We start from the raw sequence: 22,234 nt of genomic DNA, 5'->3' as shown, positions 1-22,234 counted from the left end.
TTTTTTGATTTAAATCTTATAAGTTAATGGTTTAAGTTTTACATATGGAATTTGCATGCTACATTTTGTTAATAAAAATGTAATTTATATCTGTGTCTTAATCATTAGTTATTTTAGCTGAAATGGACAAATATAGATTATCAAAGAACAAAAAGTTTATTAAGTAACAATAATAAGGAAGTTTTTATGAGTTTAAATGTAGCTCACGGAAAGTCATGTGATATTTGTAATCAACACATATTTACTCAGAATGTTGAAGATTGGCCCCAAAAACTGAAATGTTTAAAGTGTGGGGATATTTTATTGAGCTGTGTTAATTGTCTTGATGAATGCTGCCCATCTTGTGAAGGTGAATTAAAGGCCAAAAAAGAATCTTTTCCAGATAATGTATTTATAGCTATTGGAACTAGTGATATTGAGAAGGTTAGCCAAATTTTAAACCGAGAATATGTTAATTTTGATGACATTACCAATGATAACGGTGATACATTATTAACTCGTGCTGCTGTTAATTTAGATTATGAAATGTGTAGCCATTTGATTAAGAATTATCACGCTAATACTTGCAATCAATCTCAATATGGTCGTACTGCACTTATTGAAATGGTTAGAACTCGAAGTGGTAAATGGAATAAAAAAATTGTTCAATTATTATCTCGTTCAGTAAACATTCAAGATAGTTCTGGTAATACTGCTTTAATGTTTGCAGCGACAGGTGCTGGTTGCTTTGGTTCAAAGAAGGGAAACCTTCAAATAATAAAGCACTTAATCGAGCTTAAAGCTGATTTAGCATTAACGGATAGACGAGGATTGACAGCATTAGGGCGAGCAATTGAAAGTAATAACGTAAGTAAAAATAGTACCAATGATGACGTTGTTGAGTATTTAGAAAAAGTCATGATCCAACAAGAAGCGTTAAAGCTGTTTAATCAACAATATATATATGAAGTATCTGACAAAGGTGAGTTAAGCGTAACTAACAGTTAAGTTTACTTTGCTACAAATATTAAGGTCAACTTTACATGGATTTAAAAGTGAATAAAATGATATATACAGGTGTCAATGTAGAAAAAGCTAACTTACAAACACTATTAGCAAAGAACTTAACACTACCACCTTATCAGCGACGTTACTGTTGGAGAAATGAGCAAGTAAATCAACTGCTAACTGATATTGATGGCTTGTTGACCATTATAGCGGAAGATAATACTTGTGATATAGCCATACCGCTATTCTTAGGTACAGTGATTGTACACCATCAAAATTCAGATGAAGATGGTGCTGTGCATTTTGACTTAGTTGATGGACAACAGCGTTCTCTTACTTTGTGTTTATTAGTCATGGCATTAGTTGAGCTAAACACGAGTAATAATTGGTTTAGTGATGAATTGCTTCTAAATAAAAAACTAAGCTTATTACGAGCTACGTTTACTAATCGTGAATCACAGCAACAATTAGCAAAAAACTTTGCTTTGATTAAATCACATATAAAAACTAAAACATGGGCTACAAGCAAGCAGCACTTAACTTATCTATTTGAAAAGTGCGAATTTGTAGTAATCACTATAAACTCGATAGATCAAGCTTTTGCTTTTTTTGATAGCCAGAATAGCGCAGGTAAACGGTTATCTGAATTTGATTTATTAAAAGCCCGACATTTACGCGGCATAATATCAGAGCCATCAGTTGGCATTGGTTGCTCTCGTATTTGGGAGGAGTATGAAAATCTCAAACTCAATAGTTGTTACAGTCATCGAGTCGCTTATTATTTAACAGAGCAACTTATAGGAAGGGCAAGGCAAAGGCAGCGAGGAAAACATGTTGACCACCTAAAACTTGAAGATGAGTTTGCTGTACTAACAGAAAAAAAAATGTCATCCGTGCAATTAGCCCCTCAAAGTAATTCCTTACTTTATCAAAACTGGCAAATTTGCTATCACCCAAATCAAAAACAGAAGTTCCCTTTTACTTTTAATACAGAGCTAACATTGGATGGCGCTAATAAACTATCTTATTCTCTTGATGATGTAAAAGAAGTACCGTTACAATTAAGCCAAGCTTTAGTTGGCGGTGAACAATTTTTTATGTTTATTGCTAAATATGCCGAGTTGTATAAGCAATTGTTTTCCGCTGATATTGTGCAACCAAGCGAGTCAGAAAAAGTAAAAGAATCGAATGATTCTATACAAGGTACTTTACTAGCCAAACATCGTTTACAAGAACACCAACAAGGCAGAGGTTACCCTCGGCTTATTCAAGCTTGGCAAGCGTTAATCTTATTTTATGTAGATAGGTTTGGAGAAAATGACGATTTTCCAGAATTTGTGCAATTAAGTGATCAATATATTTTCAGTTTACGGATTATATTAACCCAGGTTAAACGTTCCTCAATTGAAAGAAAGTTATTAGATGACGGCGTATTTGCGAATTTACTTCAGTTACCGACTTCAAAGCAGGTGTTAGCTTTGATATGTCGATTAGTCGAAGCGCGTGCCTTAGATCCTAAACTGCAAAAATTAACAAAAGAAGAAATTAAAGGCGTGCGAAAAAAATATATTGATAGCTTTTATTGGCAGGAGGATGAAGAAAACGTTTATCCGAGTAGTCTCTCTACCATGCTACTAGCGCTGCAAAATGAACCACTGGAGAATGCTGATGCTTGAATTAGTACCTAATGAGCTAACTACGTTCAAATATACGCCTGAATTGATTGTTGGTAGTGAAAAAAACACACAAACGCCGGCATTAAAATCACCATTTTTAATTCCTATATATCAACGTTTGTATACGTGGGAAACAGAGCATGTAGAACGCTTGTTACTTGACCTTTGGGATGCATATAAATCACCAAAATCAGATGAATATTTTATTGGTGCATTAGTCACAACTATTGAAAGTGATGCGTCTTTAGTGAGCCTTGAACTCATTGATGGTCAGCAGCGCTTAACCACTTTATGGCTAATAGCGTCTGTGTTGGTGAAAATTAAAGGCTTAAGAACAAAAGAACGCTGGAAAAATTTTTTAGCTATCTATGAAAAACCACGTCTTAGCTTTTCAGGGAGAGACTCTGATATCACAGCATTAGAAGAGTTTGTTCTCTCTATAGATTCAGAACGCAACGGTAAAGATGAACATAACTGGCTAAGCAATGAGTCGATGATTAATGCCCGTAAAACCATCACATTGTTTTTTAATGGCATTGAATCTGATAAGGATGAGGTATTAGATAATTTTAGTGACTACATTTGGAAGAAAGCGAGTTTCGTAATTACTCAATTACATCCAAAATCAGATAAAGAGCGCTTTTTCGATACCATGAATAGCAGAGGTATCCAGCTTGAAAAACATGAAATTCTTAAGTCTCATTTATTAACTAATTTATCTTCTAAAGAATTAAAAGCATACGGTAAAGTATGGGATTTATGTGCTGATATTGATGGTTATATTCCAGGAGCTATACAGACCAAGTTCGACTATGGATTGTCTCAAATAGATAATACTCAGATATTGTCGGTATTCGAGGTTTTAGAAAAAAAATTAACAGAAAGTGTATCGGACTTAGATGAAATTCAGGCTGAGGTTTCGTTAAAAGACATTCTTGAACCTACTTTTTTAGATGCTCAGTTAAAACAAAATAACCTCGTAAAAGCAACTAGGTATAAAAGCCCTGTTTCGTTCCCTGTTTTTTTATTGCATGTACTCAGAGTATTTGTTGAAAAAAATAGTGAAGTTCTTAGTGTGGATACAGGTATATCTCTTGACGATAAAAAGTTAATAGAGTCGTTTAAGTTATTAGTGAAAAGTAACAATGAACTAAGAAAGGGGTTTATTGAATGCTTATTTGAGTGCAGATTACTACTTGATAATTTTATTATTAAAGGTCAATTAGAAGAGTCTAGTGAGCATGCAAACTGGGAAGTCACTTCTCGTCTGGCCAATCCCGATAACAGTACTCGTATTAAGTTTTCAGGCGATGTTTGGAATTCAATCAGCATGTTGCAGACGATGATGCACTTTAGTCCTATGAACGGGGTACAGCGTGCTACTTGGCTAACTCAAGTACTTAAAGATATAAGAGCTATAACTGTGAGTGGCTACTTTAAAGAAAATAGTCCCAAGCAACTTTTAGGGGTATTTGAAAGAATAGATTATCAATACGCGACTAAGCTCCTTAAAGGAAACTCAATTGAGAGTGTATTACAAAATGATGATAAGTCTACATTAGGTACAAATGTGCATCGTTATTGGTTTTATAAGTTGGAATATTGCTTATGGGAGTTATGGTTTAATCGAACCATAGAAGAAAACACACAATGTGCCAAACCTTCTGTTTTGAATAAAACAACGTCATTTAGAATGCGAGCAGTGAACTCAATTGAGCATGTTAGTCCGCAGAGTAAAAAAAACGGAAGTGTGACAGCTGGCAAACTCGATAATTTTGGTAACTTGTCTTTGATTTCAATAAGTGAAAACTCTTCTTATAGTGATAAAGATCCTCTGGAAAAAAAGTCTTCTTTTGTAGTGAGTTACAGTAAAGGTTTGATCCAATCCTTAAAGCTTGCTCATATATTCAGTAAGGTCGGAGATGATGTAGAAAGCTGGAATGATACAACAATGCGGGAACATGAGGAGTTAATGTTAGAAGTACTTAATGAGTCTATGATTGAGAAAGCTGAATAGTATTAGATTGTTTTTCACTCAACAATACCAGCGTATAATTAAGCCGGTATTGTTGAGTTAGTTCTTATTAGGGTTAGGTTGTGGGCTATTATTGATGACCTTGGTGGAAAACATCTATAATCAGTGGCACTTAAAACATTAAGCTATGCCATTCACTATACAATATTACTAATGCTCATAATGAAAAATTTATACATGGAGTAGAAATATCCCAAATATTCTTAGAATATTTTGGCGATAGAATAGCCTGATTTTACAGCGGACTACCCTTTAATAGAAGAGATGGTATTCATTAAACGAATCCAGTAATATTAAATTTAAGCCCCTACGAGTTATTAAATCAGGGCAAAGGATCAGCAAGTATCATCTTTGATAATTTGCGCCCATTACAAGGAGAGTATTTACTATGAAAAGTACTAAGATAAAGGGAATATCCATACCAATTGCTTTCAATTACGCATATAGAGGACAACAATATGGTGAAGTTGAGGTATATTTTTCGTTCAACCCAATAAAAAGCGGAGAAGTAGATTTACTAGAGCCTGGCAAAGTACTTTCAAAAAAAATAAATAATTTCCTCAACAAAAACATAGTCGGAAGTTTCGAATTCCTTATTCCATATAAAGTCACTGAAATTAAAAGTTATGAGGCCCCACATGAAGTGAGGTTCAATATAAGTCTCGTTGATAAAAACCCTTCAACAGCTACTTTGAGCAACAGAATAGGCATGATTCCGTGCAATGAAAATAACCTTGCTACATTTTTAGATGCCTTCCCCAATCATGATTTTTATATCGCTATTAGAGATAATAGGATCTTCTTGAGAATAAAATCAGGGGAGCGTTATGTGGAAATTCCATCTCAGAATTACTCACCCAGTTGTTGGAGGGGATTTGCACATCCTGCAATCACATTAGAGGGGGTAGGAAGCCCTATGGATTATGAAAAATTAGATTGGGAAAAGATAATGAATGATATATGCCATCCGGACGAATAATATAAATCAAGTAAGATAAGCACTACCACCCTTAACAAAGAGTAAGTAAAATATGAATGAATCTAGTGTATTAAGTTTACTATACAAAGAAGATATACAAAATGTTTTAGGACAACTTGAATTATCTAAATCAGGTAACAAGAGCGAACTAATTACTTCAGTTTTAAGCGCAATTTCACTGCAAGAAGCTTTAGAACATGTATATTATCAAGACATAAAATATATTTGTAGTTCTATAGGTATCACTTACACGGGAAAACAGGAATCAATAAATAATATAATAGCTTCACTTGACAATACGGATGTTTCGCGAGAAGACACATTGAATTCAGATTGTTGTGAAAATATTCTTGGAGGGCTAGATAGCCTAGTAGGCCTCCAGAAAATAAAGGACAATGTTCGTGATTTGTACAATCATATATCAGTTAATAAACAGCGTAAAGAGTGTGGACTTCAGGCCGTTGTCGTTGCTAAGCATATGGTATTTACTGGTAATCCAGGAACTGGAAAAACAACGGCTGCACGTATTATAGGTAAATTATTTAAAGAGATGGGGGTCGTTTCAAAGGGGCACTTTAAAGAAGTAACAAAAGCTAACTTGGTTGGGCAATATATAGGGCACACAGAAAAACAGGTTAAAAAAATTCTGGAGGATGCCAAGGGAGGTGTGCTTTTTATCGATGAAGCCTACTCCCTATTTGATAAAAACTCATCTGACGACTCTTTTGGAAAAGCGGTTGTGGAAGCATTATTGACAGCTTTAGAGAATGATCGTGATGATTTAGTTGTTATAGTGGCTGGCTACAAAAATGAAATGAATGATTTTCTTGAATCTAACCCCGGTCTCAAATCTCGTTTCAGTGTAGAGTTGCATTTTGATGATTTCAGTCCACCTGAACTAATTCAGATTATGCATGACCTAGCTGATAAAAATGACTATATCATTGAAGAACCGTTAGTTGAAAAGCTAAAAATAAAATTCGAAGAAGAAGCCAAAGAGAAAAACTTTGCTAATGCACGTTTTGTGAGGAACTGTTTTGATAAACTAATCCAAAAACAGGCATCTCGCCTTTGCCAAGAAAAATCATTTTCTGAAGAATCATTAAAATCACTTACTCTGGCTGACTTTAACTTATAAACAGAGACGTTCATTACTCACAGGGTTGATATCCCTGTGCTAGCTTTTAGAACCACTCAAAATCAACGGTAAGATATTCATATGATTATTCATATCGGTTTAGCCCAATCTACTCCCTTGGTTTGACGAATATATAAGTGAGCAATAATGTGAGTATTAACCTTATACTTTCTCTAATCTTTATTTTACCTTACTCACCCCCCTATCATTGGTCACCTTCTAGTGACATAAAATTTTATTTAAACTCCAATATCCATAGCGACACTATTTGACAATTAAGGTGCTATAGTCATTTTTTATGTTAGGTGAAGGAACATCATGAATAAGAGTACTATTTTAAGACAAATTACCATGCTTAAAATTATTCCTAAGCATCCCGCTTTTGTTCTTACTAAGGATTTGTATCAGCGATTAATCGATGATGGTTTTAAAACGTCTACTCGTACTGTAGAGCGAGATTTACATAAGCTTGCTGATGTTATGGGGTTGATTAATTATGATAGCCCCGAGGGCTATAAGTGGTCTTATATAAACCATGCTCGCGAGTTGTTGCCTGCACTTTCCCCAAGCGAATCTTTATTGTTATTGCAAGCTAAAGAGCACTTGAAAAATATTATGCCATTTAAAGCCTTGCAGTCCTTAGAGCCTCGATTTGATAAAGCTGAGGCTACTTTGTCACAGAATACGGTTATGGCAAACTGGCAAGATAAAATTAAGGTTGTTCAAGGTATGGTGCCCTTGATTGTTGCTGAGGTTAGTGAAAATATCAGGGAAGATGTTTATGAGGCCGTTGCACAAGTCCAACAAGTAAAAATCAATTATCGAAAAAATAATGGCGATGTTGCTGATTATTCATTAAGTGCTCATGGTTTGATTATAAAAGACTATGTTCAGTATTTAGTGGCGAGCAAGCTTAGCTCACCAGATATCTTTCAATTATTCAAATTATCACAAATACAATCAGTAAAACGCCAATTTTTAGATAATTTGCCGAGTGCTGATGATGTTTCAGTATTTATACGCTCGGATGTAACTGGCTTCATGATAAGTGAAGAGCCAATATTGCTAAAAATGAATATTTCTGGCCCTGCATTAAACCTACTAGAAAATTCAAAACTTAGTGATGATCAACACCTTAAATTTTTTACTGGCAGTACTGGACGACAGTGCGCGTTGTTAACAGCGACGGTCGATTTTACCTATAGTCTTGTTCACTTTCTATTAGGTTACGGTAAATTGGTGCAGGTATTGGAGCCAGAAAATTTAGTTGATGCTCTAGAAGAGCGTAAAACAGGTGAAGTGTTTTGAATAATGAATTTTTATCAGTAAAGACTGTTGAAGGTATTGCTCACCACTAACGTTTAGGTGGCGACAACAGCTGTCGGTGGCACAAATACAATAGTCATAGTTCCTTTATTTAAGTACTAAAAGAGACAACTATGGCTATTAGAAAAAAAACTCCTGCATTAAAAATAGAAGCTAAACCTTATGCATTAATTATGCATGAGCAACCACTAGTGCTTTGTTGTATTTATAAATTACTACAGCAAATTCAGACTCATTGTTTAGTATTAGATGATTTGATTGATGAGTCTCTCATAGTCCGTAGTTTGGCTGCGTTAGGTATGCCAAGACGTTTTGTAAATGGGATACACAAAATTGATATCCCAAAGTTCTTACGTAAAACAAAAAATACTAAACAAGATCATCAACTGAAATGGCTGAACAACATTATTGAAGAAATGTCATTATCTACTTTGACAGAAGCTAAGTTTTACCAAAATATTCGTACTTTAGCAAAAAGTACGAAACATCCTCGCTTATATTTCAGGTTGTACCTATTTTGTTATCTTAAGCAGGTTTCAGATCCTTTTCGTCAATTGGTAGACGAGCTTAATTCTGACTACGGAAATAATGAAGATTCTAAGTTTCTACTGTTAAATATTATTGGTATCAGTGAAAGTGATATTAATAAAGCTCTTATAGGCTATGAACTCGCTGAACAGGCCTGTGATAGTTTATTAGTGAATCAAGATGAAGAAAGTATTCACCTTCAAAGCTATTCATGCATTGATATAAGGATACTGCTGGCGAATGTTGAGCTCCCTCAGAAGTTTATTCCTGTTATCAGTAGCCATCCAGAGCTGAACTCAGTAGAGCACTTAATTAGACAATGTTATCAATTAAACTATAAAACTTCATTGACACCATTAGATTTTTCCTCCGATCAGTTTATACCTATGTTCGAGTATTTAGAGACAGCAATAGCACTTAAACAACGGGGAGTGAACATTTTATTGCATGGTGAGCCAGGCGTAGGGAAAACCGAATTAGTTAAAACGATTTCCAGTGCTCTTGGCTGTGATTTATTTGATATTAGTAAAAACTCAAATAATGATGGGCGCGGTAATCTTTCCGAAAATATGGCAAGTGAGTTATTAAGGACTCAAGTGCTATGTGAACAACTTGGTAATATTATTTTGTTAGTAGATGAATGTGATGATTTCTTTTATGAGAGTGTTTCAAGAGGGAGAAATATAAGAAAACATCAGATAAACAAAATTTTAGAGTGTTCTATTAAGCCAACAATTTGGATAACTAATAATCCTTCCAGCCTTGATGACGCTTATGTACGTCGCTTTGATATAGTGATGGAGATCACATCACCAGAGCCGGAAAACTATGAAAATAAAATACGGAAACTAAGTAAGGGGCTACGCTTATCAAGTGAGTTTATTAAACATATTTGCCATCATAAAAACCTGTCAATTGCGCATATTGAAAAAACGATTAACGTAACAAAAACGTTTGGCCTGACGGCAACTAACGCAGAAGAGCAAATGACTATGTTGTTAAATGGGTATCTCGTTGCAGGTAGTTACCCAAAATTAAAAGATATACAAAAGTCTTCACGTTTAGATTATGACTTATCACTGACTAACTGTATTGGGCATGATTTGAGCGTTGTGCAAAAAGGCATTAACCGTTTGGGTGAGTCTCGTATCTTGCTATATGGGCCTCCTGGGACGGGTAAGTCAGCATACGCTAAATATCTTGCAGAAGAGGTTGGTATGCCTTTAATCACTAAAAGCGCTTCTGATTTGCTAGGTTGCTATGTAGGGGAAACTGAAAAAAATATAGCCGCAGCATTTGATGAGGCAAAAGAAAAGAACGCGATATTATTATTGGATGAAGTCGACAGTTTCTTAAACTCTCGAGAGGGTAGCAGTCAGAACTGGGAATCAACTATGGTGAATGAAATGCTGACTCAAATGGAAAACTTTGATGGTGTCTTTATAGCAACAACAAACTTTAATAAAAAGCTAGATCATGCCGTTGCTAGGCGTTTTGATTTTAAAATTAAGTTAGATTATTTAAAGCCAGAACAATCGATAAAAATGTTCAAACAATTAACAGCTCAAATAAGCCAAAAATCAAAAGTACAGATTAATAAATTGCTTAATTTAACTCCTGGTGACTTTGCTGTAGTCGCAAGAAAATCAGCTTTGCTTGGGACGTTTACTGAAAGTGAGATATTAGATATTCTGATTGATGAGTCGGCATACAAACAAACAGAAGCTAAGCCGATAGGATTTATTTAGCTTTTGATAACTTCGCTTACGCATATTGTGAATGACCATGTAAGCCTAGACTAATCGTGACGACAGAAAATCATCAAAATAGATGCACTTTAACCTGGTCGAGATTTTCAAGGATAATGGAGTGCTTCATATCTGGACCATAATCACTAAATGGGATATGCATAAGCTGTAAGTAATATTGCGCCAACGGAGCTCTAATATTTACAACTTGCTTCATCCCATTCATTCCTCTCTCTCTAGCAAAAAGCCTTTGTTGGTCTTTGCTATAGTTTGGGTTGGGGACTATGACTAAATCAATAAATGTATTCCAGTCATGATCTTCAGGTATATCAAGAGGCTCTTCGTTAGTGCTTATAATTTCTAAAAAACGTCCTAGCACGAAATCTTTATATTTTTTAGCTTCCTCACAATACGCGCGAACATGCCAGCGATAACCGCTACTAATGAGCGTATGAGGAGTCATTATTCGCTCTTTTCCTAATGGCGATGATACTGACGCGTATTTAACATCTATTCGGTCTTTATTGCGACAGGCTTTAATGAGCGCTCTAACAATTTCAGGATCAACAGATCTATTTGGTGGCCTGATTATCTCTATTGGTGTGTTTACTTGTTCTATAGCGGATACATGTTTAGCAGCTTCTTGGTTAAAAGCTAGAAACCTTAAATACTCATCAAGCGTACCGTCAGTATATTTTGGGTTGAAACTGTCAGTAGTTTTATAGCCCTTGAGCTTAGTGTCGTACACTAAATTACCCGGGCAATCAGTACGGTAATAACTAATGTCTTTTGAAGCTTGTTGTCGTTTTATACCAAAGGTCTGGTTCAAGCTATTTGAAGTTAGCCTCCCTTCCCATAAAGCGATCATCTCAATCAGTCTGAGTCGTCTATATAGATCTAATTTCAAATCGTCATCTAAATGTCTTTTGGTATTCATCGTTAACCTGCTTGAAAAGTATACATGTACAAAATTACATGTGTACATAAATATTGCATGTATACAAAAGATACATATAATTCATTGGGTAGTCAATTAACGTTTTAACTAATATGGAGACAGAAAATGTACTCAACTCATGCCGAAATACGAATGCAGCAAAGAGCTATTTCACCTAGCACTATTGAAGTTCTACTCGATTTTGGTGAGGTTGAGTTTCACCATGGCTGCGAAATATTTAGTTTACGAAAATCTCTTTGTAAAAAGTTAGTTCCCTTGAAACTTATTTCAAAATCATTGTTAGAGAAGGTTACAGGGATATATGTAGTTATGAAAGGTGATCGCATTATTACAGTAGGGCACCGCTATCGTCGATTTAAAAGAAGTAGAAAATAAACAACAGTTATAAACTTAGGCAAATATTAAAAATAAAAGGGAGTTAATAATGACTAAATATTTATTTAATGAATTAGAAAGAATAGGTCGAATACAGCTTTCAGAACACTTTTTCCTTCGTGACTTTTTATATTCTGAAATAGCTATTGCAAATCATATTAGTAATCTACCAGATAATTTAGATACAGCTGTTGAGGCAGGATCACAATTATGTGAGCAATTGCTGGAGCCAATGCAAAAATCTTGGGGTCGTATTCACATTCGTTCTGGCTATCGTTCTAGTGCAGTAAATGAATTTGGTAACAAAAACAAACTGAATTGCGCTTCTAATAACAGTAATTTTGGTGCTCATATTTGGGATATTCCTGACAAGAATAACGTTATCGGTGCTAGTGCCTGTGTAGTTATTCCAAAGTTTTTGCCTTATTTTAATAAAACAGGTGACTGGGCATCGTTAGCTTGGTGGCTACATGAAAATTTACCAAACTATGCTGATATTTGCTTTTTTAATAGTAATGCAGCTTTCAATATACGTTGGTCAAAAAATCCTAATGTGAAACAAAATATAAAGTCATTTTTGATTAACCCTGACACTAACAACAAAGAAGCGTTAGTTAAAAATAACGTTATACATGATAAATATTTGAATATTTCACCTCTGGTGCGGTTTACAAATATCGAAAACCTTGTAAGTTAACTTCAATAAGTTAAGGAGAACATTATGGAAAATATTATTTTTTGTCCCAAGTGTAATGAAGGAATTGAAACATTTTAAGGTATTTCCGAATTGCAAGTTGATCAAAAAAAGAGCAAAAAGTTAAGTTTAGACTCAGTAAGGTGCGAGATAAAAGTATCGAAAAGCTACTTCTGGTTCTATTTTGCTGACATTGGGATACTTGAACTAACTGAGAGCTAATTACTAAATGAATTTAAACCAAGATTTGAGCTACCAATTGGACATTCAAGGTAATAAAGGAAATATATATGACAATATACACGAGTTGGAAGCAGCTTCTTAAAGCCAAAGATAAGAAGTTAAGTCTTAATTATAGGGTTTGTACAGATAAAAAGCCTTGGCATAATCCAGTTACACCATTTGATAGCTTTGAAAATGCTCTTTTTGGTAATCCATCAAGAAGAAATAATAGTGCCAAAGAGCTTTTTCGAAGGGGCTCTGAACTGCAAAGAAATAGAGAACTTAAGTATGGTAAAGCTCACTTTGTTGTTATTTGGTCTGACATATTCACTTGGGCTTTAGTTATTGAAAACTCGATAAATATTGTAAATTATGTTGCAACATCTGAAATATCAATTTTAGAGTCTGAATGTAAATTAAAAGATTCTAGTCCGTTGAGTTATAAAACTAAGCTTAAATTTTTGTGTGAAAGCGTTATAGCACCAGAGCCTCTTTTATTTGAGAAAAATTCCTTTTCTGGAACATTGCCTGTAGAGATCAAATCAACAAGTAATTCAGATAATAATATGGATTCTTCAAAAGAAGAAAGTACATTTTTCAATGATATTGATAACTTATTTGATGATGACTCACTAGACCAAACAGAAAGAGAAAAGATAGTAATGTCCAGGATCGGTCAGGGTGAGTTTAAGGACAATGTTAAATCTTTTTGGGGGAGTGAAAAGTGTGCAGTAACAGGTTGTGATATACCTGCAATGTTGATTGCATCTCACATAAAACCATGGAGTGAATGTGAAAGTAAGCAAGAAAGGTTAGATGGTGCTAATGGTTTATTATTGTGCGCACATATAGATAAATTATTTGATAACTATCTTGTTACTTTCATTAAAGAGAGCGAAGGGAATTATAAATTAATCCTTAATGATGACTTTTTAAAAACTGCAAATATTGAAAGCTTGGATAAGTTAGGGATTTATATTGATAAGGCTAAGATTCACTGTGACACCTACCAACTGAACCTGTCAGAAGGAAGAAGGTTTGACATGTACATGAAATATCACAATGGAAAATTTAATGAAAAGAATATCAAATAAAGTAAGGCACAAAACATGAATTTGGAAGTAAACATAACTTACTTTGAACAGAAATATTTAACCCTACTCGAAAAAGGGTGTAGTTGTGATGAAGCATCATTGGAAGTCATTGATGCTTACCTTGCAGGGAAACCATTAAAATCAAACAAACAGAAAAAGGTTAATAAAGACAATCTTTTTTGGTCTTCCAAAGTAATTTGGGATTTCAGTACAGAGGTTTTAACTTCTAATGCTTTTGTTCTCGCTTTGTCTCGTTATTTCTCCCAAAACAATACAACTAATTTTAATTTGTTAAAGCAAATAACCAAAAACTCACCATCGTCAGTTTGCAAGGGGCTACGACATTCTGAAGTTGTATTACGACCAGTAAGTGACAAATGGGCTGAGATAAAGAAATTAGGTGAAACGGTGCCTGGTTCGTTGTCTAAGTTAATTAAAGTCTGTGAATGTTTCCAGCTGGCACATAAACAAAGACTAGATTTACTTGCTCAATATCAAAAGCCTTTTGAAAAATTATCTATTTTTGAGCTGTTAAGTTATTCAAGCTTATATGCATTTAAAGGTTTTGTAGAGCCTAACATCTCCTTGGATGGTGAAGTCATATGTATAACCGCTAAGTTTAATGCCTTGACCAAAATAGTAGAGTGGAAGATCAGTAACTCAGATCCCGCTTCATTTAAGTTAACCGATAGAGTGATTGCCGAATCACTGAAACTTCATTTATCACCTATATTATTCCCAAGCAGTGATAGCCCTATTATTGCGGAAACACTTATATTTCAGTTTTCTGAGTTGATTCAGGCACAAGTTGAACTCAATGAGTTTCTTTCGCGGAGTGTTGTGCCGTTTTGTTTTGATGATGAAGAAAGTTACTTTTTAAACGGGAATCAATTAGATCGTACCGTTTTAGATAATGTTGTAAATCAAGAATGGGAGTTAAACGGGGAAAAGCTAAATCTACTCGAAGGCTATTGGCTTAATCGTGGTTTAAAAGATTTTATTAAATCAGGAATGGCAGAGCAGAAAATAGGTTCTAAAGATTATCACGAATTGAACCAAACAGCTTATATCAAGGCCCTTGGCTCTGCTTTACAGCTGAGTGAAATATACGGTGTCGATAAAACTGTATCAACTGATAATGGTATGAACGTTGAAGTTTTCCAAGCTTTGTTATCACTTGAGTTGATGCTTGCTTTTTACAATAAAGATTATACCGAAGTATTTTTTAGAGAGTACGAAAACACAGGGCAATGGCAAGGAGCTCTGACTATGTTGGCGATGGGGGGATTACTTGATACTAATAATAATGAGTTTCAAAATCGATTCCCAATTACCTGGCTCAATTGGAAACAAAAAGCTAAAAATATAGTTGGCTGGACAGTGTCAGATGTCTTTCCAAAGGGTAACTTAAAGGCAGCAGAGTCTATATTAGATTTTTGGTCACTTGATTTTAAAAGATGGAGCAACGAACTACAAAATAGTAACAGGCTAAAACTTCCAGAATTAACTGAACGCCCAATTTTTAAAATAGGTAATTATAGCGTTCAACTTCCATGGATGATGGCATGTCAATTAACGAATGTTAATGCTATTAATAATCTTCGACGTTTTGCAAACAGCAGAGCTGAATTAAAAAGTGAAACCTCTAGAATTGAAGAGCGGCTTGGTGAGTCCTTCAGAAAACGTGGCTTTACTGTACTTGATAGTTATATGCCTCCCAGTTGTGAGTCTATGAACCCAGGTGAAATAGACTTGATATGTAAGTTAGACGACTTTGTGCTGGTTATTGAAGTGAAATCTACTTATAGAAGAAGTAGTAAAAGGGAGGCTATAGGCTATAAAAACCATGCATTAAGGAAAGCAGGTTTACAAATAAAGCGCAAAACTGATGCGGTTAAGCATCTTTTATTAACTGATAATCAGTTTAAATCATCAATTGGAATTGGTGAAGGTTCACATTGTACGGCTATTGGTTGGATTGCTGATACGTGTATGGAGTTTGATCATGAATGTTTTAATGATTTTTTAAAGGTTTCTGTTGAGGAGCTACATATAGCATTAAACGATGATGCTAACCTTTTAATGGATATGACAGAGCTACGTGGTGATGACAAAAATGACAGAGAGGTTGATTCGTTGTATCAAAATGGCTTTAGTGCCGAGTCGTTTGTTGATGTTATTGAAAACTCGAAAATCTGGGAGTCTTTATTAGAAAAGAGGACGGAATAATCTTTTGTGTACCCCAAAGCGTACACAAAGCTACCACACTTAACTCTAGCCCTTTAAATTATAAAGGGTTTCATAATCGTGCCACTTAATGTTCATAGCCATAAACGCTTTTTTGTAAGTACATTTACCAAGTTGGTTGTAGTTGATCGTAATATTCCCAATCACTAAAGGACAACGTAACTTTCACCTAATATAAGGTTTTGAAGCAGGCGAAAATATGGATAACGTGGTAACTCAAAATCAAACTGACTTGATTTATAACGTATTTATTTTCCCTTCGTGTTACCTCTTCGATAGTTAAGTGCTTGAATATTAGTTGAAATAAACCGGTCTTGAAAACCGGCAAGGGTTTGTAGCCCTTCTAGAGTTCAAATCTCTATCTCACCGCCACATTAAAAAACCGCTAATCGAAAGATTAGCGGTTTTTTTTCGTTTTGGATTTAGTCACTAGATTATAAAATAGGTAAAGGGTTTGTAGCACAACACCTCCAACGTAGAGTTCTAATCTTTATCTCACTGCCACATTAAAAAACCCTAATCGAAAGATTAGCGGTTTTTTTTCGTTTTGGATTTAGTCACTAGATTATAAAATAGGTAAAGGGTTTGTAGCACAACACCTCCAACGTAGAGTTCAAATCTTTATCTCACCGCCACATTTAGAAAAGCCCGTTAATCTAAAAATTAGCGGTTTTTTGTTTTCTACAGCCTAAATAACTATTTGAATTTTTAGCGTGAATCGAATACCTAGGATTCAAATCTCTACCTTACCGCCACATTCAGGCAACCTTTGAATGAGTTTTTGGGTTTATTTGAGCTCATTGGCTTTCCGGTATTTACCTTGATAGTCAAAAAGTCTGTCTTTAATACGCCAGTAGTACTTTTGTTTTCTGGCAATGACAAAATCTGGGCACGGCAATATGTTAGCTAGCTTTAAGGCTTGTTCAATACTTGTCACTTCAAACGAGTCTGTAGAGCCCAGTTGAACACTGATTTTAGCGCTAAGGCGTTTAGCAAAAATATCGTTGAACGCTTTAACCTGATTCGGCTTAGTAAAGTCAAAAGATTCATTGAGTTCAGTGCCTTCCTCATCATGGTAAGTGATTTTTAACTTATCAGCTGCCTTATCACTGACCTTGCCATTAACTCTGCTTAAATTAAGACCTGCGCAGCGAATAATTTTTGAATCTTTAAGTTTTAGTGCCTTTTTTAACATATCATCGGGGTCAACCAATACTTCAAGGCACTGTAAACAGTTACGAGCAGCTATGTCATTTTCACCACCGCAGTGAGGACATTCTTTAAAGACAAAACGATAGTCACATTGGCTCTGGCTTTCTACGAGGTATGCTTGTTCTTCACTGCCAGTATCGACAAGGCCTTTACATCGTCGGCCGTAGTGTTCCACTAAATAACCGTCATCATCACAAATACCCCAAAATATATTGGGAAATTCACAACTTGGGCAAACAACTTGCACTGGCTGACTTTTACTATTTGGTTTTTTTTCACCGACTTCCGGATGATAGAGGTCAAAATCATTGCCCGTATAGTCAATCACCAAGCAATCTTTTTTGTTATCACTCAAACGCAGACCACGACCGATGATTTGCTGATAGAGGCTAACAGATTGTGTTGGACGTAATATCGCAATCATATCGACATGGGGCGCATCAAAGCCAGTGGTTAATACTGAAACATTAACCAGGTATTTAATTTCTTTACGCTTGAATGCCTTAATTAACATATCGCGCTCAGTGTTGTCGGTAGCCCCGGTAATTAACGCACTCAATTTGGCGGGTAAATAACTAAAGACTTCCTTTGCATGTTCAACTGTAGCGGCAAATACCATAATACCTTGACGTTTATGACCTAACTCAATGACCTGCTCAATAATGCTTTGAGTCACCCGGGGATTTTTGTTTAATAGATGATTCATATCCGTAGGACTATATTCACCAGAGGCGTTTGCTCGCAGGCTACTAAAATCATAGTGCTCTATGGTGGCATCGACTAAATTGGGTTCGGTTAAATACTGGCGTTTAATTAAGTAACTTAGCGGTAGTTCATAAATACAGTGCTCAAAAGGCCGCTTTTCTTCACTTCGCATAAAGCCACGATAATGCTTTTTATAAATCCAACCCATGCCTAAACGATAAGGGGTAGCGGTTAAACCTAGTAATTTTACTTCGGAATTAACTTGCCTCAACTTCTCAATGATTTTTTGATACTGATTACTATTGGCTTCGCTTTTAGCTTTGTCTTTAGCCGACTCATCGCTGGCCAAATTAACTCTATGACATTCGTCAATAATAATTAAGGAGTAGGGCTCACTAAAGTCATCCAGATTGCGGGCTGCGGATTGTATGCTGGCGAACGTGACTTGGTATTGAGTTTCTTTAAGTTTTAATCCCGCAGAATAAATACCGGCAGTAACACCATAGCTTTCATATTTTTCATGATTTTGCTCGACCAACTCTTTAACGTGAGTTAGTACGAGTATCTTTCGTCGTGCTAAGCGAGCAAGCTCGGCAATGACCAGACTTTTACCTGAGCCAGTAGGTAAAACAATCACCGCAGATTCGTTGCTTTTTCGAAAGTGTTTGAGCACCGCAGAAACGGCTTCTTGTTGATAATCTCTAAGTTGAAAAACTGCCACGCAGTGCTGCTGCCTTATAGGGAACGGATAGCAGCTATAATAGCAAAAGAGTGGATGATTCTAAAATTTAAAGCCAACTTTATACCTTTATTAGTTTGCGCAGGCTAATCTAGAGAGTAGGCTTTAAAAAGAGAATGAAATGCTGCGTATAACGGGGTCTATCACTGAGGCAATTGAGCCTGAAAAAGATTGTTCTACAAAAAGTAATACAACGTAGTAGTGATAGGCAGTTACACAATGTTTTTTACAGACTACTCTAAATAATTAGAAAGTTCTTCATACAAATCAAACAGGCTATTTTTCTGTTTGATTTCTTATCTATAGTGATAATGAGTTTACTCGAGTGGTAATTTTATTGAATACAACCAGTGCCTATACTCGTCCCATTCTGCCCGCCACATTCTAAAAACCGAAATTTTAACGAGTCGCGGTTTTTTATCGACTGAATTTGATGCTTTGAATGGTAACGGGAATAAGACGTTTTAATATATAATATGCGGCATATGTACTCATAATTTATTATTTATCACGGAATTCACATGAATTTACAACAAGCTTTATTGGCAATAGGTGATGCACAAGACAACGAATTACCTATTACAGGTCTCGAAGTGGTTAAAGAAAAATGGGTAGAATTTTATCCTGAATTAGAACGGCTGATAGATCAATTTATCGAAGATGATACATCGCTAACCGACGAGCAGCAGACCATTTTATTTTTTGGTACGTTATTATTAGCGGAATTAAAATATTCTCCAGCGTTAGAAAAGTGTTTGCAGTTATTTGCACGTAGCGATACGTTTTTAACGCCTCTAGAAGCTGTATTTGGCGATGCGCTTACTGAATTAACGCCGACCTTATTTTATAATGTGGTCGATGGTAATACACAAGCATTGTGTAATTATATTGTTGATGGTCATCAAGCTATGTATTGCAAAGCATCTGCTATTGAAGCGGTATTTGCACAGTACGAATCGGGTATTATTGATGAATTCGTATTAAGTGCACATGTAACTCGATGGCTAACTGTATTTTCGGCTTTACCGAGTTTAACCAATAGCTTTTTACTTAGCGCATTAGCCGATTCTTGCATTGAATATCAACTTGATGATTTTAAAAGTCAGTTTATTAGTTTATGTGACAAAGATTTATTTGATGAAGACCGTTTTAAACAAGATGAAGTTAAAGCGTGGAATAGGGCAGGTACGCCTAAGTTGATTGAATCGGGTATGATTCAAACCCAATTTAATGTTGTTGCCATTTTAAGTACTTGGGCTGAAGATGACTCAGAAGATGAAGAACTTGATAGTCTTGTAAATGAAGACATGGAAGACTTTGAAGGCTTTGATTCGTTAATGGGGGAAGGCGGTTTATTGGCTAATATCCTGTATGACGAAAATACAATTTTAGAGAATAGTGTACCCGTCAGTTCATTACCTACGGCTGGCCGTAATGATCCTTGTCCGTGTGGCAGTGGAAAAAAATATAAGAAGTGTTGTTTAAGGTAGTTCTGCAAACTGGAATGGCTTATTAAGCTTGATCCGTGAGGCATAATTACATAGTCAAAGTATGTCTCAAACAAAATACTCGCTTAGAAATACCCCGTAAGAATGGAGTAATACGCTTATGGGAAAATATTTTGTGTGAACACTTTATGTTGCTGGTTCATTTACTCTAATGAGTAACGAGAATAAATAATGATAAACAAGAAAAATAAAAGTTTAAAAAACATCCGAGGTTTGTGTATTGTTTTGTCCACGCTTATCTTTGCACCGAACCTGATGGCTGATGATAAAATATCACTAAACGCAGATAAAAAATTAGAAAAACTGATTGCACAGCACTGGGATTATTCGTTAAAAGAAAGTCCTATGTCAGCAACATCAGAAGGTATCACCACCTATAATCATTTACTCAATCGAGTATCAAAAATTGATAATGATAGGCGACTTGCAGAAGAGATAAAAATACTGGGTCAATTAGTAAAAATCGACCCTAAGCAATTATCCGCCTCTAATCGTGTAAATAATAAATTATTTCAGTGGGTTATTGAAGACTCTATTCAAGGGTACCAACTAAATTTATCACGTATTCCACTTAATACTTTTTATAGCTTTTTTTTAGGGGTATTGGATATGGGTAATGGCTTACCGATGAATACAACTAAAGATTACAATGATTACATCGCAAGGCTCAACGAGATACCGCGTTATTTTAATGAAAACATAACCAACATGCGTGAAGGTATTCGCACCAATTTTACACTCCCAAAAATTGTTGTTGAAGGTATTCTTCCTACGGTACAAGCTCAGATATATGACAAGCCAACTGATAGCAGTCTTTACAAACCGTTTTTTAAAATGAGCTCTAGGTTATCAGACAAAGAGAAAGAAGAACTTAGAGAGTCTGCCAAGCAAGCTATATCTCAATCGGCCGTACCAGCCTTTAGAACATTTGCCGAATTTTTCGGTGGTGAATATTTGCAGGCAGCTACGATAACCCTTGGCGCTGAACAAATGAATAATGGCAAAGCTTATTATGCTCATCAAATTAAAAAATATACGACTTTACCAAATATCACAGCTAACGAAATACATCAAACGGGACTGAGTGAAGTAAAACGGATCCGCGCAGAAATGGTTGAAATAATAAAAGAGACAAAATTTGAGGGCTCATTTGACGAATTTACGGAATACTTACGAACAGATCCTCAATTTTACGCTAAAACACCAAAAGACTTGTTAAAAGAAGCATCGTATATTGCTAAACGAATTGATTATATTATGCCTGAATTTTTTAAAACGTTACCTCGTCTACCTTATGGGGTTGTAGCTGTTCCAAAAGAAATAGCCCCTAATTATACTACCGCCTCCTATAATTCAGCCGTTGTAGGTGGAACACGTGGAGGTGCTTATTGGCTAAATACCTATCAGTTAGACCAACGACCATTGTATGAACTTACCGCGTTAACATTACATGAATCAGTACCTGGACATCATCACCAATCGGCTATATCAAGTGAATTGAAAAATGTGCCTAAATTTCGTTTAGGTCTGTATTTTTCTGCCTATGGTGAAGGTTGGGGATTATATTCTGAAAAGTTAGGTGTTGAAATGGGACTATATGATACTCCTTATGATCATTTTGGCCGATTAAGCTATGAGATGTGGCGAGCTTGTCGCTTAGTTATTGATACAGGAATACATGCAATGAAATGGAGTCGACAAGAAGGGATAGACTTCTTATCAAGTAATACCTCATTATCACCAGCGAATGTTAGGGCTGAAGTTGATCGTTACATATCATGGCCTGGTCAGGCACTTTCATATAAATTAGGTGAATTACACATTTGGAAGTTAAGAAAAAAGGCAGAAAAAACATTAGGCGAACAATTTGATTTACGTGAATTTCATGATGCTTTATTGAGTAATGGTGCATTGCCATTGGCTATGGTTGAAGCTGAAATAGATCGATTCATCACCTTAAACAAAAAATAGGAAAGTTAATTTTTTTCATCACTTTACAAGTAGTATTAGTGCTCATAATACATTTGATTTTTTGATTGGAAATATCCTTACTATGAAGGTTT

General features: G+C 35.4%; 15 protein-coding genes. 13 read left to right on the top strand and 2 right to left on the bottom strand.

What is annotated here, in order from left to right; translation table 11 throughout:
• Positions 1–186: 186 nt before the first annotated feature.
• The 7 genes from CXF85_RS11365 to CXF85_RS11335 all read left to right on the top strand — a co-directional run bounded on the left by CXF85_RS11365 (position 187) and on the right by CXF85_RS11335 (position 10,417).
• Positions 187–987: an ankyrin repeat domain-containing protein gene (locus CXF85_RS11365; protein ID WP_101228652.1), complete on the top strand. Its 801-nt coding sequence runs from the start codon at positions 187–189 to the stop codon at positions 985–987.
• A gap of 56 nt (positions 988–1,043) precedes the next feature.
• The gene (locus CXF85_RS11360; protein ID WP_232771167.1) at positions 1,044–2,663 is read left to right on the top strand and encodes a DUF262 domain-containing protein; all 1,620 of its coding nucleotides are present in this window, start codon (positions 1,044–1,046) and stop codon (positions 2,661–2,663) included.
• Positions 2,656–4,680 carry a DUF262 domain-containing protein gene (locus CXF85_RS11355; protein WP_198555597.1) on the top strand — a complete coding sequence of 675 codons (2,025 nt, stop codon included), beginning with the start codon at positions 2,656–2,658 and terminating at the stop codon, positions 4,678–4,680. Before CXF85_RS11360 ends, CXF85_RS11355 begins: the two co-directional genes overlap by 8 nt.
• Positions 4,681–5,086: 406 nt before the next feature.
• A complete protein-coding gene (locus CXF85_RS11350; RefSeq protein ID WP_101228649.1) occupies positions 5,087–5,677 on the top strand; it encodes a hypothetical protein in 591 nt (196 codons plus the stop codon).
• Positions 5,678–5,729: 52 nt separating this feature from the next.
• Positions 5,730–6,815: an AAA family ATPase gene (locus tag CXF85_RS11345; RefSeq protein WP_101228648.1), complete on the top strand. Its 1,086-nt coding sequence runs from the start codon at positions 5,730–5,732 to the stop codon at positions 6,813–6,815.
• 318 nt (positions 6,816–7,133) lie between these two features.
• Positions 7,134–8,123, top strand: coding sequence for a helix-turn-helix transcriptional regulator (locus CXF85_RS11340; protein ID WP_101228647.1), 990 nt, complete (start codon positions 7,134–7,136; stop codon positions 8,121–8,123).
• 131 nt (positions 8,124–8,254) lie between these two features.
• The gene (locus CXF85_RS11335) at positions 8,255–10,417 is read left to right on the top strand and encodes an AAA family ATPase (RefSeq protein WP_101228646.1); all 2,163 of its coding nucleotides are present in this window, start codon (positions 8,255–8,257) and stop codon (positions 10,415–10,417) included.
• A gap of 73 nt (positions 10,418–10,490) precedes the next feature.
• Here CXF85_RS11335 and CXF85_RS11330 read toward each other — a convergent pair whose 3' ends face one another.
• Positions 10,491–11,354 carry a WYL domain-containing protein gene (locus tag CXF85_RS11330; protein ID WP_157829082.1) on the bottom strand — a complete coding sequence of 288 codons (864 nt, stop codon included), beginning with the start codon at positions 11,352–11,354 and terminating at the stop codon, positions 10,491–10,493.
• Between the two features lie 126 nt (positions 11,355–11,480).
• Here CXF85_RS11330 and CXF85_RS11325 point away from each other — a divergent pair, with 126 nt between their 5' ends.
• From CXF85_RS11325 to CXF85_RS11310, 4 genes are all read left to right on the top strand, one after another.
• Entirely contained in the window at positions 11,481–11,750 is a 270-nt protein-coding gene (locus CXF85_RS11325; protein WP_101228644.1) for a DUF4258 domain-containing protein, read from the top strand.
• Positions 11,751–11,799: 49 nt separating this feature from the next.
• The gene (locus CXF85_RS11320; protein ID WP_101228643.1) at positions 11,800–12,447 is read left to right on the top strand and encodes a peptidase M15; all 648 of its coding nucleotides are present in this window, start codon (positions 11,800–11,802) and stop codon (positions 12,445–12,447) included.
• Positions 12,448–12,734: 287 nt separating this feature from the next.
• A complete protein-coding gene (locus tag CXF85_RS11315; RefSeq protein WP_101228642.1) occupies positions 12,735–13,760 on the top strand; it encodes an HNH endonuclease in 1,026 nt (341 codons plus the stop codon).
• 15 nt (positions 13,761–13,775) lie between these two features.
• Complete coding sequence (locus tag CXF85_RS11310) at positions 13,776–15,989, top strand: YraN family protein (RefSeq protein ID WP_232771165.1); 2,214 nt, start codon at positions 13,776–13,778, stop codon at positions 15,987–15,989.
• A gap of 805 nt (positions 15,990–16,794) precedes the next feature.
• Here CXF85_RS11310 and CXF85_RS11305 read toward each other — a convergent pair.
• Entirely contained in the window at positions 16,795–18,645 is a 1,851-nt protein-coding gene (locus CXF85_RS11305; protein ID WP_101228641.1) for a DEAD/DEAH box helicase, read from the bottom strand.
• 539 nt (positions 18,646–19,184) lie between these two features.
• Here CXF85_RS11305 and CXF85_RS11300 point away from each other — a divergent pair.
• Positions 19,185–20,153, top strand: coding sequence for a DUF1186 domain-containing protein (locus tag CXF85_RS11300; RefSeq protein WP_101228640.1), 969 nt, complete (start codon positions 19,185–19,187; stop codon positions 20,151–20,153).
• Between the two features lie 189 nt (positions 20,154–20,342).
• Positions 20,343–22,142: a DUF885 domain-containing protein gene (locus CXF85_RS11295; protein ID WP_101228639.1), complete on the top strand. Its 1,800-nt coding sequence runs from the start codon at positions 20,343–20,345 to the stop codon at positions 22,140–22,142.
• The last annotated feature ends 92 nt before the right edge of the window (positions 22,143–22,234 follow it).

The organism is Colwellia sp. 75C3, from assembly GCF_002836255.1.
Classification (GTDB): domain Bacteria; phylum Pseudomonadota; class Gammaproteobacteria; order Enterobacterales; family Alteromonadaceae; genus Colwellia.
Note: the sequence above shows the minus strand (reverse complement) of the source record. Positions and strands in the feature narration are given on the sequence as shown.

What these genes read in the sequence shown, in the direction of transcription:
- CXF85_RS11365 (WP_101228652.1), top strand. Translation starts at nt 187, where the DNA reads ATGAGTTTAAATGTAGCTCACGGAAAGTCATGTGATATTTGTAATCAA.
- CXF85_RS11360 (WP_232771167.1), top strand. Translation starts at nt 1,044, where the DNA reads ATGATATATACAGGTGTCAATGTAGAAAAAGCTAACTTACAAACACTA.
- CXF85_RS11355 (WP_198555597.1), top strand. Translation starts at nt 2,656, where the DNA reads ATGCTTGAATTAGTACCTAATGAGCTAACTACGTTCAAATATACGCCT.
- CXF85_RS11350 (WP_101228649.1), top strand. Translation starts at nt 5,087, where the DNA reads ATGAAAAGTACTAAGATAAAGGGAATATCCATACCAATTGCTTTCAAT.
- CXF85_RS11345 (WP_101228648.1), top strand. Translation starts at nt 5,730, where the DNA reads ATGAATGAATCTAGTGTATTAAGTTTACTATACAAAGAAGATATACAA.
- CXF85_RS11340 (WP_101228647.1), top strand. Translation starts at nt 7,134, where the DNA reads ATGAATAAGAGTACTATTTTAAGACAAATTACCATGCTTAAAATTATT.
- CXF85_RS11335 (WP_101228646.1), top strand. Translation starts at nt 8,255, where the DNA reads ATGGCTATTAGAAAAAAAACTCCTGCATTAAAAATAGAAGCTAAACCT.
- CXF85_RS11330 (WP_157829082.1), bottom strand. Translation starts at nt 11,354, where the DNA reads ATGAATACCAAAAGACATTTAGATGACGATTTGAAATTAGATCTATAT.
- CXF85_RS11325 (WP_101228644.1), top strand. Translation starts at nt 11,481, where the DNA reads ATGTACTCAACTCATGCCGAAATACGAATGCAGCAAAGAGCTATTTCA.
- CXF85_RS11320 (WP_101228643.1), top strand. Translation starts at nt 11,800, where the DNA reads ATGACTAAATATTTATTTAATGAATTAGAAAGAATAGGTCGAATACAG.
- CXF85_RS11315 (WP_101228642.1), top strand. Translation starts at nt 12,735, where the DNA reads ATGACAATATACACGAGTTGGAAGCAGCTTCTTAAAGCCAAAGATAAG.
- CXF85_RS11310 (WP_232771165.1), top strand. Translation starts at nt 13,776, where the DNA reads ATGAATTTGGAAGTAAACATAACTTACTTTGAACAGAAATATTTAACC.
- CXF85_RS11300 (WP_101228640.1), top strand. Translation starts at nt 19,185, where the DNA reads ATGAATTTACAACAAGCTTTATTGGCAATAGGTGATGCACAAGACAAC.
- CXF85_RS11295 (WP_101228639.1), top strand. Translation starts at nt 20,343, where the DNA reads ATGATAAACAAGAAAAATAAAAGTTTAAAAAACATCCGAGGTTTGTGT.